The sequence below is a fragment of the uncultured Streptococcus sp. genome (assembly GCF_938036805.1).
Classification (GTDB): Bacteria; Bacillota; Bacilli; order Lactobacillales; family Streptococcaceae; genus Streptococcus.
On record NZ_CALHWC010000203.1, the window covers coordinates 1 to 13,006 of the forward strand.

At 41.7% G+C, this 13,006-nt stretch carries 17 protein-coding genes and 1 other annotated feature; all 17 genes read right to left on the reverse strand.

All coding sequences use genetic code 11. The features are described from left to right. Positions 1–238 (reverse strand): 50S ribosomal protein L10 (locus tag Q0191_RS08745; RefSeq protein WP_297665692.1); only part of this gene is annotated, 238 nt, incomplete at its 3' end. A gap of 38 nt (positions 239–276) precedes the next feature. Further along, positions 277–411: a sequence feature (ribosomal protein L10 leader region), on the reverse strand. Positions 412–470: 59 nt separating this feature from the next. After that, on the reverse strand, positions 471–812 hold the full coding sequence (locus Q0191_RS08750) for a hypothetical protein (RefSeq protein ID WP_015604705.1): 342 nt from the start codon (positions 810–812) through the stop codon (positions 471–473). Between the two features lie 128 nt (positions 813–940). Further along, positions 941–1,738 (reverse strand): formate/nitrite transporter family protein, encoded by a 798-nt coding sequence (locus Q0191_RS08755; RefSeq protein WP_297665696.1) that lies wholly within the window; start codon positions 1,736–1,738, stop codon positions 941–943. A gap of 106 nt (positions 1,739–1,844) precedes the next feature. Further along, entirely contained in the window at positions 1,845–2,792 is a 948-nt protein-coding gene (mmuM, locus tag Q0191_RS08760; RefSeq protein WP_297665698.1) for a homocysteine S-methyltransferase, read from the reverse strand. Positions 2,793–2,929: 137 nt separating this feature from the next. Next, positions 2,930–3,628: a glucosaminidase domain-containing protein gene (locus Q0191_RS08765; protein ID WP_288929707.1), complete on the reverse strand. Its 699-nt coding sequence runs from the start codon at positions 3,626–3,628 to the stop codon at positions 2,930–2,932. Between the two features lie 291 nt (positions 3,629–3,919). Continuing rightward, positions 3,920–4,507 (reverse strand): ribosome biogenesis GTP-binding protein YihA/YsxC, encoded by a 588-nt coding sequence (yihA, locus tag Q0191_RS08770; protein WP_297665703.1) that lies wholly within the window; start codon positions 4,505–4,507, stop codon positions 3,920–3,922. 9 nt (positions 4,508–4,516) lie between these two features. Then, positions 4,517–5,746, reverse strand: a complete 1,230-nt coding sequence (clpX, locus tag Q0191_RS08775; RefSeq protein ID WP_015604700.1) for an ATP-dependent Clp protease ATP-binding subunit ClpX — start codon at positions 5,744–5,746, stop codon at positions 4,517–4,519. A gap of 218 nt (positions 5,747–5,964) precedes the next feature. Continuing rightward, positions 5,965–6,477: a dihydrofolate reductase gene (locus Q0191_RS08780; RefSeq protein ID WP_297665704.1), complete on the reverse strand. Its 513-nt coding sequence runs from the start codon at positions 6,475–6,477 to the stop codon at positions 5,965–5,967. A gap of 154 nt (positions 6,478–6,631) precedes the next feature. Beyond that, the gene (locus tag Q0191_RS08785; RefSeq protein ID WP_297665706.1) at positions 6,632–7,117 is read right to left on the reverse strand and encodes a hypothetical protein; all 486 of its coding nucleotides are present in this window, start codon (positions 7,115–7,117) and stop codon (positions 6,632–6,634) included. A gap of 134 nt (positions 7,118–7,251) precedes the next feature. Next, positions 7,252–8,091, reverse strand: coding sequence for a thymidylate synthase (locus tag Q0191_RS08790; protein WP_297665708.1), 840 nt, complete (start codon positions 8,089–8,091; stop codon positions 7,252–7,254). A gap of 83 nt (positions 8,092–8,174) precedes the next feature. Further along, positions 8,175–8,582, reverse strand: coding sequence for a hypothetical protein (locus Q0191_RS08795; protein ID WP_297665710.1), 408 nt, complete (start codon positions 8,580–8,582; stop codon positions 8,175–8,177). A gap of 44 nt (positions 8,583–8,626) precedes the next feature. Then, positions 8,627–9,586, reverse strand: a complete 960-nt coding sequence (locus Q0191_RS08800; protein ID WP_297665712.1) for an ROK family glucokinase — start codon at positions 9,584–9,586, stop codon at positions 8,627–8,629. 207 nt (positions 9,587–9,793) lie between these two features. Beyond that, complete coding sequence (locus Q0191_RS08805; protein ID WP_297665714.1) at positions 9,794–10,642, reverse strand: DNA/RNA non-specific endonuclease; 849 nt, start codon at positions 10,640–10,642, stop codon at positions 9,794–9,796. 71 nt (positions 10,643–10,713) lie between these two features. Further along, positions 10,714–10,902 (reverse strand): DNA-directed RNA polymerase subunit beta, encoded by a 189-nt coding sequence (locus Q0191_RS08810; RefSeq protein ID WP_297665716.1) that lies wholly within the window; start codon positions 10,900–10,902, stop codon positions 10,714–10,716. Further along, positions 10,895–12,175 carry a UDP-N-acetylglucosamine 1-carboxyvinyltransferase gene (murA, locus tag Q0191_RS08815; RefSeq protein ID WP_297665718.1) on the reverse strand — a complete coding sequence of 427 codons (1,281 nt, stop codon included), beginning with the start codon at positions 12,173–12,175 and terminating at the stop codon, positions 10,895–10,897. The genes Q0191_RS08810 and murA overlap by 8 nt, the downstream gene beginning before the upstream one ends. Before the next feature lie 68 nt (positions 12,176–12,243). Next, positions 12,244–12,474, reverse strand: coding sequence for a DUF1146 family protein (locus tag Q0191_RS08820; RefSeq protein WP_297665720.1), 231 nt, complete (start codon positions 12,472–12,474; stop codon positions 12,244–12,246). Positions 12,475–12,560: 86 nt separating this feature from the next. Continuing rightward, positions 12,561–12,983 (reverse strand): F0F1 ATP synthase subunit epsilon, encoded by a 423-nt coding sequence (locus Q0191_RS08825; RefSeq protein ID WP_095666415.1) that lies wholly within the window; start codon positions 12,981–12,983, stop codon positions 12,561–12,563. Between the last annotated feature and the right edge of the window lie 23 nt (positions 12,984–13,006).

Consider the following 13,006-nt stretch of genomic DNA (forward strand, 5'->3'; position numbering starts at 1 on the left):
GTCCAACAAATACTGATGCAAGATCTTCAAGACCAGCTTTTTCAGCTGCACGACGTAAGATTGAGTTTTTAATTACTTTGTACTCAACTTCGCTTCCACGAAGCTCACGACGAAGAACAGTATCTTGCTCAACTGTCAAACCACGAGCGTCCACAACAACGATTGATGCAGCAGATTTCATTTTCTCAGCTACTACGTCAACTAATTCTGCTTTTTTAGCAATAATTGCTTCACTCATTTAGTGTTTCACCTCCGTAATTATTTTGCTTGGGGAATTTTTCTAAAAGAAAAACGCGCCCAAACCTAGACACGAAAGTACAATACGCTTCTTTTACATGATACGTTTTGTCCTCGGTAGGATCTTTATGAGTCGAGCTCCCCTACTGTCTTAGGCAGTTTTTTCAAACCATTGATAATTATAGCAAAAGAAAAAAAAGATTGCAAGCTTTTTGTGCAATCTTTTTACTTTTCTATGCATTTTTAGGAAAAGTCTTGTCAAGCAAGGCTTTACTAGCATCGTCAGCAGGCACCCAGCCATCAGTGAAAACTCGGTCTTTTATCCAAAGACGATTATAGAAAAAGGCCCAAAATAAGTTGTAGGCAGTTCCTACAGGTCTCAAGAAATCATCTGGGATAAGAAGCGTTGCAATCACAGCAAATACAAACAGTGAGCCAAGCATGATCCCAAAGTATTTCCAGTCTTTACGAAAGAGAGGAACGAAAAAGTTAAATAGCAAGGTTGTAATAGAGTACATTGGTGACAAAGTCTTAACATTGCTGCCATCTGGTGCTTGAATAGTAAGTTTATTCATCAAGATCTCCTTAAATATAAAAATATTAGTAAAGTATAACAAAATTTTATATGTTTGTCAATTTAAGCAGATCTAGACGGAAATCATAGCGTCACTTCTTCAAAAAAATGTAGCCCTAAGGCTACATTTTAATCTACATAATGTTCTTCTTTTTTATTGAACCAAGCGTATGGCAGACCGATCAGAAGACCACCACCAATCAGGTTTCCTACGAAGGTCACAGCCCAGTGGCGCAGGATATTTCCAATACCAAAATTTGCCACCTCTGATGCAGCTGAGCTAAACTTAACGATAGCAAAAGAAGCAAAGTTGGCTGCCAAGTGTTCGTTGGTTAAGAAGACAAACATATAAATGGCTGAAATAACCAAGAAAAGCTTGGCTGTACTATCTTTCACCAAGACGAAGGAAAGAATCGCAATATTAACAAATACATTGGCGAGTATTCCCTCAAGTAAAATAAGTTCATTTGAACGGGCAAGCTTCATCTGCACAACACCAGCAATGAAACTTTCCTTGCTAAGTCCCGCATAAGCCGCCGAATTAGCAAAGAGCCAGCCGGCAATCAAGGCGCCAATCAGATTGAAAAAAGTACAATACAGCAAAATCATCAAAGCCTTTTTCCAGTCAATCTTCTTCAAGAAAGTACCAGCTGTCAGAAACATCATGTTGGAAGTCACCAGCTCAGCATTCAGAAAGACGATGTAGGCCAATCCCCAAGCAAAGATAAAAGGGAAGAGAAAACGACCCGTTCCTGGAACAATCTTATTTGTCAGGTCTGCCGCAATAGCTCCTGCCCCTGTACTGAAGGTCAGAAAGGCCCCCGCAAAGATAGAGCGAACAGCATACTTCCCCTTGCTTGTGTCAAACAAGCCTTCTTTCTTACGGCAAGCTGCTTCTATTTTTGGAATAAATGTCGATTCGACCATAATAATTCTCCTCTAAGTTAAACTATGTACAGTATATCACAAACTTATATTTTTCGAAAGCGTTTTCTGTAAGTTTTTTCTAAATTTGAACTTGTAATGCTATATTTCAAGTTCTTAATTCGCCTGCTAGCCGCCTTATATCTTCTGGCCGAGTTCGACAGCAGCCGCCAGAAAGCTGAACGCCCTGCTTCTTCCAAAGCTGACTGTAATCAGTTAAACAGAGCTGCTGCTCAGGATTGTCTTGCCAAGTATTCGTCGCCACATTATAGACCTCTCCAGAATTTGGATAGGCCAGCAGGGGTTTATCGCACACCTGTTTCAACTTTTCTAATAAAGGAGCAATCAAATGCGGAGCTGTGCAGTTAAAACCAACAGCCAAAACTTGCTGACTTAATTGAGCTAAGCGCCCAACTTCTTCTATCAATGTTCCGTCCGAAATCGCTGATGCCGTCTGAGCTGTAAAAGATAAATAGGCCTCCGCCTGCGGAAATTCTTCTGCTAATAAGTGAACAAGCGCCTTCGTTTCTGCTCCATTTGGAATCGTTTCAATAGCCAGCAAATCACAGCCCGCGTTCAGTAAGGCTTGAATGCGCGGACGATGAAAGTCTTTAAATTCCTCCTCACTCAAATGGTAAGCTCCTGTGTACTCCGAACCATCAGCCAGATATGCAGCATAAGGCCCGACCGACCCAGCTATCAAAGGATAAGAGCGCTGCTCCTGCTCATCTAGCGATAAACTCTTCCAGATATTTTTAACAGCTACCTGTGCCAAAAAGACCGTTTTTTTGAGAAGTTCATAGGCCTTTTCCGGACTCAGCCCAGCCTCGACAAAAGCTGGAATGCTAGCCTGATAACTGGAAGTGGTGATAATATCACTGCCCGCCTGAACGTAAGCTTCATGCAAGTCTTGAAGAATCTGGGGATTTTCAAGCAGATACTTGGCTGACCAAAGCTGACCAGAAACGTCATAGCCTCGCGTCTCCAGCTCTGTCCCCAAAGCACCATCTAGAATTATTATGTCTTGCTTTTCAAGTAAATCTTTAAACGCTCCCATTCTTGCTCCTCAAGCTTTTTCTAAAATAACAGCTTAGTCAGTTTTGCTAAAGATAAATAAGTCTGCTTATTTGAAATGATCGTCTACTTCATTAGTAAAACGCAAAAAAGAGATTATTATAATCTCTTTTTTCTTATCTAGTTATGTGATGCCCATGCTTGGTCAGTTTCCAGAACATCTTGAGTCGTGTATTGTCCACGGTAAGGATTGTAAACCATATTAGACGCTCCTGTCTGATAGCTAGGTGAGTCAAACTGAGTCAGATTGTATGCTTCAATCAGATAGTTCAATTTTGCATAGTAATGACTATCCGTTGCATATACACCTGTCAAGGCAGCTGTCGCATCTTGATAAGTCGGGGCATTACTCTTCCAAGCTCCCGCAAAATGACTTTGTCTCAAGACGTAGACATAATCCTGAAGTGACTCAGCGTAACTTGAATAAGAGCGAAATTGATCATTGATCGCGTAAGTATTGCCCTGACCATCTTCTTCCAAGGTCTCCATCGTCGCTGACTGACCAGCATAAGCTCCTTTAATACCGAACAAATTATAGTGAGGATAGCCTGACAGACCAGACTGACCAGAACCACTCTCTAAAATAGCTTGTGCAATCATCACAGAAGCATACAGATCATTATCCTGGGCCAACTGGCGAGCCGGCTCACTGATTTGTGAAATGAAATATTCTGTTTGGTTCAATGGCTGCTGAACAGCATCATTTGCACTTGCTGGCTTGATTTGCTTTGACAAAGCCAGACCAAAGACAACGGTTGAAACCATCACTGCCAAACCTGTCAAAAGTTTTTTTCTTTCTTTTGAAATTCTCTTCTTCACAGTCTTTCTCCTAAATACAATATTTGTTCTACTATTGTAACATACTAAAAGCAAAATAACATTAGCAATAAATTACAAGTATATGACATTTTTTAGATCTTCCACAAATATAAGTTTTACAAGCCACGATTGTTCCATGCAAGACTTCCTCGTTTGGCTTGCATAATGAGCCACTAAGATATACAGGCTGAACTGAAAATGAAAATAACCTGACTCCAACCCATACGGAATCAGGTTAGGATATTTAAACTCTGAAAGTTCAACTATCTCATTTTCCTTATCATCTGACATCTAGATCTTGCCTAAAATCGCATCCCAGGCTTGATCAAGACCAGTTTTATCAGCTGAAGAAAAGATAATAAAATCATCAGTTTTATCAAAGTCCAGCTTTTTCTTAATGGCGCTCTCATGCTTGTTCCACTTACCACGTGGAATTTTATCAGCCTTGGTAGCCACAACAATAACTGGAATTTCATAGTATTTGAGGAATTCATACATCTGCACATCATCCGCACTAGGATCATGGCGTAAGTCTACTAGACTCACGACCGCTCGCAGGTTGTTCCGACTGGTCAGGTATTCCTCAATCATTTTGCCCCATTTAGCGCGCTCCGTTTTCGAAACCTTGGCATAGCCGTAGCCAGGAACATCCACAAAACGGAGCTTGTCATCGATATTGAAAAAATTCAGCAGTTGCGTTTTACCAGGCTTGCCTGAAGTCCGTGCTAGATTTTTGCGGTTAAGAAGGGTATTGATAAAACTAGATTTACCAACATTGGAGCGACCCGCCAAGGCGATTTCTGGGATATCATCCTGCGGGTAATGCGATTTATTGGCTGCGCTCAGTAAAATCTCAGCATTATGTGTATTGATTTCCATAAGCTTCCCCTAGGCAGTTTCTAAGATTGGCTTGTCTGTGCCGTCCACTGCTTCCTTCGTGATACGAACCAGCTTAACATTTTCCTGACTTGGCACTTCAAACATGACATCCATCATGGTTTCTTCAATAATTGAACGAAGTCCACGCGCACCTGTCTTGCGTTCGATGGCTTTTCTAGCAATGGCTTGCAGGGCTTCCTCGTCAAATTCAAGCTCAACATCATCATAAGAAAGCAAGGTTTGGTATTGCTTCACTAGCGCATTTCTCGGTTCATTCAAAATGCGAACTAAGTCATCAACAGTCAGCTGCTCTAGAGCTGCAAAAACTGGCAAACGACCAATCAACTCAGGAATAATCCCAAATTTTTGAATATCGTCAGCGACAATGGCTTGCATATAAGACGCACCTTCGTCAATCGCCTTATTATTTTGACCGAAACCGATAATCTTCTCACCAAGACGTTGCTTGACAATCTCTTCGATACCATCAAAAGCACCACCAACGATAAAGAGAATGTTCTTGGTATCAACCTGAATCATTTCTTGCTGTGGATGCTTCCGACCACCTTGAGGAGGAACGCTGGCAACCGTTCCTTCGATAATCTTCAGCAAGGCTTGCTGAACACCTTCACCTGAGACATCACGAGTGATAGAAACATTTTCGCTCTTCTTAGCAATCTTGTCGATTTCATCCACATAGATGATGCCGCGTTCTGCCCGCTCGATATTAAAGTCTGCTGCCTGTAAAAGCTTGAGCAGGATATTTTCTACATCTTCACCAACATAACCAGCCTCGGTTAAAGCAGTAGCATCTGCGATAGCAAAAGGAACATTGAGGCTACGCGCCAAGGTCTGAGCCAGGAATGTTTTCCCAGATCCAGTTGGACCAATCATGAGGATGTTGGATTTTTGTAGCTCCACATCATCCTCTTCGCGACTGTCATGAAAATTAATTCGCTTATAGTGATTGTAAACGGCAACTGCCAAAGCCCGCTTGGCCCGATCTTGACCAATCACATAGTGGTTCAAAATATTGAGCAATTCTTGCGGTTTTGGTACTTCAGAAAGATCAGCTAGGACTTCCTCAGCTAATTCTTCTCGGATAATTTCCTGCGCCAACTCGACACATTCATTACAGATAAAGGCATTGTTGCCCGCAATAATTTTTTGGACTTCGTCCTGATTCTTTCCACAGAAAGAACAATATACCATCATCTCATTATTACGATTTGTAGGCATTTTTTACTCCCATTCTAATTTTCTATTTCATTAATTACATACATCTTAAAAGAGGGTCATGTAAAAAGCATGGATGGAATTAACGAGATTCGTAAAAGCATTTAACAAAAATAAAATAGCTAACCCAAAACGTTTTTTACGAAAAGTCTGAAAGGAACAAATCAGACAAATTGCACATAAAAAGGCCGTAAAAAAACCAAAAACACTTCTTTCCATTCCTATGAACCCTTTCTTTTGAGGATTTTTACGGTGAAATTATACTCATTTTTTTCATCTTTTGGTCGAAAACGACTGCTTACTTCATCAAACTGTGTCAAATCAAAGTCTGCTGGGAAATAAGTATCGCCTTCTAAGCTAGCATGGATTTCCGTCTTAATCACCTCATCCAATTCATGCTCAAATAAAGAAAAGATTTGACCGCCACCGATAATATAGAGATTCTTCTCTTGTTCTTGGTACCATTTCAACACCGCTGGGAGATCATGGAACACCAAAACACGCTCATCTTCAATCTGATAATCCCTATCGCGTGTCAAAACCAGAGTTTTTCTATTTGGCAACACGCGTCTATGCATGCCATCAAAAGTCACCCGCCCCATTAAAATCGCATGTCCAGTCGTGATTTCTTTGAAATGCTTCAACTCTGTTGGTAAATGCCATGGCAAGCTTTGGTCTTTTCCAATCAGACCATTTTGATCCTGTGCCCAAATCGCCGCAATCTTTTTCGTCATTTCTCCATCCTTCACATTGATATTTCTATTCTATCAAAATTTATTAAAAAAGACTTGTTTGGACTATCACTTCTATTTATTTATTTTTGTCAGCTAATCCAGATAAGAAAATCGATAACCCAAAAGATTATCGACTATTCGTTTGCTAGGCAAATTACTCTTTCTTCATCTTTTTGACAAAGACAAATCCTACAACAGCAGCTACAAGGCCGAACAAGGAGACATTCAAGAGCGTTGAGTCTGTCTTTTTAGGCTCAGCAGTGGCAGCCTCTTTTTTATCCGCTAAGGGATCAATATCGCACCCCTCTCTTTTGACTGACTTGCCTTCAGTTGAATCCTCAGCATGGCTTTGCTCAGTCCCTTTGTTTTTAGGGCCTTTTCCATGACAAAGCAAATCAATCGTATAGGATTTCTTTCCCTGATTTGCCCCATCCGAACCTTGGTCTACAAGCTGTAGAAAATCATCTTCTTCCACTGAAGAATCCGCAATTTGCTCAAGTTGGGACTCTGCCTGCTGGACTTCATCCGCACCCACAAGAGCCATCGGTGTCACAGAAACCGATAAGCCAAGCAAACATGAACAAATGCCCAGACTAAAGAGTTTTCTCCTGCTTCTATGTGTTAAAAAATTTGCTTCCATGTCGATACCTCCGAGATAGGCACTAGCGAAACACATATATCTATTGTCATTATAGCACTTACAAAATATATTTCAATCATTTGCTCTTGAAAATTAAAAAACCTACTGACGGTCATTCAGTAGGAAAAATATTATCAAATTGCCAAATCAAACTTGAGTTGAGGTTTAACAGGATCATAGTCTAGCAACTCAAAATCCTCTGCTTTGATATCAAAGAAATTGGTCCTATCTGGCACATTTAAAACGAGTCGCGGTTGACAGTCGCTAGGTTCCCGACGTAACAGCTCCTCCGCCTGCTCGAACTGATTGTCATAGATGTGCAAGTTATTGACAAAGTAAAAGAACTTGCCGACTTTCCAACCGAAATGCTTGGCAATCATCATCTGCAGAGCCACATACTGCATAGCATTGATGTGGTGGGCCACTAGCATATCATTTGAGCGCTGAGTCAGAGTCGCATCCAGATAAATCTCCCCATCCACACGACGAACGTCAAACATAGTTTGAAAAGCACATGGAAGCAGACCGTCTGTTTCTTCAAACGCTTCATAATCCCAGAGAGAGATGATATTGCGGCGGTTCCAAGGATTGGCTTCCAGCTGTTGGAGAATTTTATGGATAATGTCATGCTTCTTGACAACAGCTCCATAGCGCTGACCAATCGTACCCGTATCGCCAACTTCCCAGTCATTCCAATAGTGAACATTGTACTTGTCATTGAGCAGTTCCAAGCTATTAGACTGGTCTTGATAGATCCAAAGGACTTCTTTGATGGCAGACTTGATAGCAATAGGGCGCAGAGTCGTAATTGGGAATTCTCCCTTGCTCAAATCATATTCCGCAAATGAACCTGTAATATATTTGGAATTAGCCACATTTCCATCCTTGTAACGCGGACGGGCATTTTCAGAGAAAACGCCTTGCTCCATAATCTTTTTTATATTCTCTTTAAAAATCGTATCTGCTTTAGTCATGTTGTCTCCTGAATCCTTAAACTTTCTTTAGTATAGCAGATTTTTCAAAAAAATTCTCCTGCCAAGTTTAGCAGGAGAAAAGTTTATTTGACCCATTCATCTGGATGATTGAGCTTATTGACATCTCTTTCTGATAATCTCAAGGTGATATCTGACACAGCAGGAATATTTGAGATGGTAACATAGGGGTAGTTTTTGTAGGTCGTAAATTTGACACCACTTCCTCCCTTTCTGCCACTAATATCGTAGATATAATTAACCTCTGCATCATCAGGCAAATCGACCCAGGCATATTCATTATCTTCCTCAGATTCGACCTTATCCAGAATGTCTGCAAATTCATCCAAAGTTTTGGTATTATTCGTCTGATAAACTTGCTGATTCTGACTATCCAATATCGTCAGAAAACCCTCTGTCTTGGATTTGCAAGCTGATAAAATCAAAAGAAAGATAGGAAGTATCACTAAAAAATAAGCGATTTTTCTCTTCATTTTAGCCCTCCTTATAGCTTTGCTAAGAGAGGAGATGGTTAGAACTACTGAAGTACCAGCGAAGCTGCTCCGATAACTCCGGCATCGTTTCCGAGAGTTGCAAGAGCTAATTTAGTTGATGTACGCACTTGTGGGAAGGTATTTTCATCATAAACCTTCTGAACACCTTGCAGAAGGAATTCTCCTGCTGCTGATACTCCGCCACCGATAACAATAGTTGATGGATTAAGGATAGAACCGATATTGGCGCAAGCAATTCCTAAGTAGCGAGAGAAGTTACGGTAAACGATCAAGGCAAGGTCGTCGCCTTCTTTTGCCAAATCAAAAACAGTTTTAGCTGTCACTTCTTCGCCGTCGTCAATCAAGCGTTTCAAGGTTGCATCGCCTTCGTATTCATCAGCGTAGCGACGAGTCAAGTTGACAATCCCTGTTGCTGAAGCCACTGTCTCAAGACAGCCTTTTTTACCACAGGTACAAGCGATTGGTTGGTCGAAGTCAACAGTGATGTGGCCCAACTCGCCTGCCGCACCAGCTACACCATGAAGAAGTTTTCCTTCTGCAACGATACCGCCACCAACACCTGTACCAAGCGTCATAAAGACAACGTCTGGTTGGTTTTCACCAGCACCCATCCAACGCTCACCAAGCGCAGCTACGTTGGCATCATTATCGATGAAGAATGGAATGCCCAAGGCTTTTTCAATTTTTTCTTTAATTGGTTGGAGGGTTTTCCAGTTTAGGTTGTAGGCACCAATAACAGTTCCTTTCTCACGGTCAACCACACCTGGTGAGCCCATTCCAATTCCGATAAAGTTCTCTGCTGATAGATTTAAGAGCTCCAAGCGATGCTGGATAGACTCAATCATCTCGTCTACAATATGGCTTCCCTCGTCCAAAATATTAGTTTTAATAGACCATTTTTCTTGGATTTCGCCCTCTTGCGTCAAAATAGCAAATTTGATAGAAGTTCCGCCTAAATCAATCCCAATAATTTTTTTTGACATGATATTCTCCTCTGTATTCGTTCTCCCTTTCATTATAGCAAATTTTTTCAGCATAGAAAAGGTTTGCACGGTATTTTTTGCTTTTAGTTTATGCTCATTTCAATACAAAGCAAAACCGGCACCTCTTAAGGCGCCGGGAAGTCTATTGAAGGCCTTAAAGCCAGCTTAGTTGCTGACTTCAAATGAATCATATTATGTAAACCACATTTATCTAAGGCTCACTTTGCCAGTGCGATAATCAAGGACAATTCCTGATTGGACATTGGGAACGAAGACATTGAATTCCAAACTTCCATCGCTGGACTTGGCTTCTAAATGCGATCCAGATGGCACCAGATCATTTTCCGAAGCATAGATCAAAGTGACACGATAGCGGACTCGCTTATTCTGGTCCAAAGCACGACGAACCTGAGCTTCATAGTAATTCTGTCCCGTCGAGTTGTCTTTATTGGCCTGATTGGCCCAGGCTGTCTGGACTGCGATATTAGCTGGATTGCTAGTGGAAGCATCGAAGCCCTTTAAGCCACCGATTAGAGAGTAAGCCAAGAGATGCCCTCGATCCACTGCATGGTTGTATTCACCTGATAGATGTTTGACTTGGTGCCAACCGGCAGGAACCCAAGAAGTGGAACCATTTCCCGTTTCTTCTCGTGATTTATACTGACGGGTCGATTTGGCAAGCAAGGCATTGGCGACTGTTGGAACCGTCTGTCCCTGAACCATCTTCGTTTTATTATCCGCATAAGGGACACTAGAAACTTTGGCGTCTAAGTTTGTTTGATTTTCATTGATGATGAAGGCACCAACCCCATTCCACTTGATTTTTCCACCAAGTTGAGAACGCACTGAGTTTGTGAGAACACTCTCAGCCAGCGCTTGATCTGGTGTGCTGGTATCCCTATTTTGACTAATGGCTGACGATGTATTTACCGCTGGTGACTGAGTGCCATTTCCAAAAAAGTAGGCTCCCAGTGATAAAGTCAGAGCAACCAGAAGCCCAGCTATAGTCTGAGTAGATTTAGTGCTCTTTTTTTGTAATTTCTTTCTTTTGGACATCTTTCCTTTTCCATTTAAAAGGACTGCGCAAGATTCTACACAGTCGGTAACTTTTCGGACATCTTAGCAGATTAATGACCAGTGAACTTAGAAATAAGTTCATTCCAAGTATCTAGCGATAAGATAGACCAAGGATTATCTGCATTTCCAATCACGCCATATCCGATGACCAAACCAAGACAAAAAATGATCAAAGCAACTACCAGCACCAAGGCAATGATGCCTAATTGTCTAGCCAAATATTTCCAATTTTCACTCATCATCTTCTTCCTTTACGCGTTTGATGTTGGCACCAAGAGCCGCCAATTTTTCGTGAAATTTATAATAGCCACGATCCAAATGAACTAACTTGCTGACTTTTGTCTCCCCTTCAGCAATCAAGCCCATCAAAATCAAGGTCGCACTAGCTCGGAGATCTGTCGACATGACTTCTGCTCCCTGCAGGCTGCCACCACCCCAAATCCGAGCGGTATCGCGCATAATGTCGGAGTGAAGTCCCATCCGTCGCATCTCTTCTAAGTGCTGGAAGCGATTTTCAAAGACCGTCTCAACCATAACAGACTCTCCTTGGGCTATCGCCATCAAGGCAGTAAACTGAGCCTGCATATCGGTTGGGAAACCTGGATATGGCAAGGTCTTGACAGAAACAGCTTTTAACTTTGAAACATCCGAGCGGACACGGATCCCTTCGTCTTCTTCGATCACTTCCACGCCCATTTCTTGCATTTTTGATAAAAGCGGACGGTTGTGCTCCCAAATCGCATCTTCAATCAGCAAGTCACCGCCTGTCATGGCAGCAGCAACCATAAAGGTTCCAGCTTCGATACGGTCTTGCACGACATTATGCTCAGCTCCATGAAGTTTTTCAACACCGATGATTGTTATATTCTCCGTTCCTGCCCCTCTGACTTTAGCGCCCATTTTATTTAACAATAAAGCCAAATCAACAATCTCAGGCTCTCGGGCAGCATTTTCAATAACAGTGGTACCTTGAGCCAAAGTTGCCGCCATCATAATATTCTGTGTCGCACCAACACTTGGGAAGTCCATGTAAATATGAGCCCCAATCAAGCGGTCTGCCTTAGCTTCGATGTACCCTGCAGTCTGCGTAATCTGAGCACCCATTGCCTCCAAGCCCTTCAAATGAAGGTCGATCGGACGGCTACCAATCGTACAACCGCCTGGCATGGACACTTTAGCATGCCCATTACGAGCAAGAATGGGACCCAATACAACAATCGAAGCCCGCATTTTGCTGACATATTTGTAGGGAGCTTCTTCGGTCAATGGTTGAGTTGCATCTACAACTACGGTATTTTCATCTTTGTTAAAGTCTACCTGTGTATTCAAGCCACGAACAACATTGTTCATGGTAAAAACATCCGAAAGGACTGGCACATTCTTGAGTGTCGTTTTGCCTTCACTGGCCAAGACCGTTGCAGCTAGCAGTGGCAACACTGCATTTTTAGCTCCTTCAATCCTCACTCGACCAACCAGACGATTATTTCCACCTTGAATAATAATTTTTTCCATACTAACTAGTTACTCCAAACCTTAAAAATTCATCTTTACTATCATACCATAAAATCAAGATTCTGACCTTATAAAGTTCCATTAAAGATTGCCCGACTCATATCATAAATGCCGATAAAAAATAGGCTAGCCATGTAGCCCAGGGCAATACTCAGCAATAAAATCAAAAAACGAATTTTGATGGCATTATCAGCATTTACTTTTAAAAATCTTTCCCAACAGACCACTGTAGACAAAAGATGAAAAGACACAAAAATAAAGAGCAGGTGACTGCATAATCGAAACATTAATTCTATCATAGATTTTATTATATCATAAGAAGAGCTATTTCTAGCGGAAAGGAGTATGAGACAGCAAAAAAGAATGGAAATTCCATTCTTTTTTATTACATTCTTGTTCCAACGTTAATACGGTTGATGGCACGCTGGAGGGCGATTTTAGCACGTCGCTCTTGGTCAATCAAATGCTTGTCTTGGGCTTCTTCGATCTCTTTCTCAGCACGTAGCTTAGCTCGCTCGGCACGGCTGATATCAATATCACGCTCACGCTCTGCTGAGTCAGCGATAATGGTAATCACATTATCAGCAATTTCTATGATGCCACCGTTGACTGCAATCCAGTCAATATGCTTGTCATCATCAATTCTGCGTACCTTGACCTGATCTACTTCCAAAACAGCAATTGTATTGATATGGCGAGGCAAAATCCCCAGTTCTCCGTCAATCGTTTTTACGGAAACAAATGCAGCACGGTGGTCATAAATCAGACCATCCGGTGTAACGATTTGTACTGTCATTTGAGCCATCATTCACCTCTTAGAATCCCATTTTT

Coding starts and splice junctions, on each gene's coding strand:
- mmuM (WP_297665698.1), bottom strand. CDS start 2,792: ATGGGAGCGTTTAAAGATTTACTTGAAAAGCAAGACATAATAATTCTA.
- Q0191_RS08800 (WP_297665712.1), bottom strand. CDS start 9,586: ATGTCAAAAAAAATTATTGGGATTGATTTAGGCGGAACTTCTATCAAA.
- murA (WP_297665718.1), bottom strand. CDS start 12,175: ATGGAAAAAATTATTATTCAAGGTGGAAATAATCGTCTGGTTGGTCGA.
- yihA (WP_297665703.1), bottom strand. CDS start 4,507: ATGGAAATCAATACACATAATGCTGAGATTTTACTGAGCGCAGCCAAT.
- Q0191_RS08750 (WP_015604705.1), bottom strand. CDS start 812: ATGAATAAACTTACTATTCAAGCACCAGATGGCAGCAATGTTAAGACT.
- Q0191_RS08825 (WP_095666415.1), bottom strand. CDS start 12,983: ATGATGGCTCAAATGACAGTACAAATCGTTACACCGGATGGTCTGATT.
- Q0191_RS08805 (WP_297665714.1), bottom strand. CDS start 10,642: ATGTCCAAAAGAAAGAAATTACAAAAAAAGAGCACTAAATCTACTCAG.
- clpX (WP_015604700.1), bottom strand. CDS start 5,746: ATGCCTACAAATCGTAATAATGAGATGATGGTATATTGTTCTTTCTGT.
- Q0191_RS08795 (WP_297665710.1), bottom strand. CDS start 8,582: ATGAAGAGAAAAATCGCTTATTTTTTAGTGATACTTCCTATCTTTCTT.
- Q0191_RS08810 (WP_297665716.1), bottom strand. CDS start 10,902: ATGAGTGAAAATTGGAAATATTTGGCTAGACAATTAGGCATCATTGCC.
- Q0191_RS08755 (WP_297665696.1), bottom strand. CDS start 1,738: ATGGTCGAATCGACATTTATTCCAAAAATAGAAGCAGCTTGCCGTAAG.
- Q0191_RS08820 (WP_297665720.1), bottom strand. CDS start 12,474: ATGATAGAATTAATGTTTCGATTATGCAGTCACCTGCTCTTTATTTTT.
- Q0191_RS08780 (WP_297665704.1), bottom strand. CDS start 6,477: ATGACGAAAAAGATTGCGGCGATTTGGGCACAGGATCAAAATGGTCTG.
- Q0191_RS08790 (WP_297665708.1), bottom strand. CDS start 8,091: ATGACTAAAGCAGATACGATTTTTAAAGAGAATATAAAAAAGATTATG.
- Q0191_RS08785 (WP_297665706.1), bottom strand. CDS start 7,117: ATGGAAGCAAATTTTTTAACACATAGAAGCAGGAGAAAACTCTTTAGT.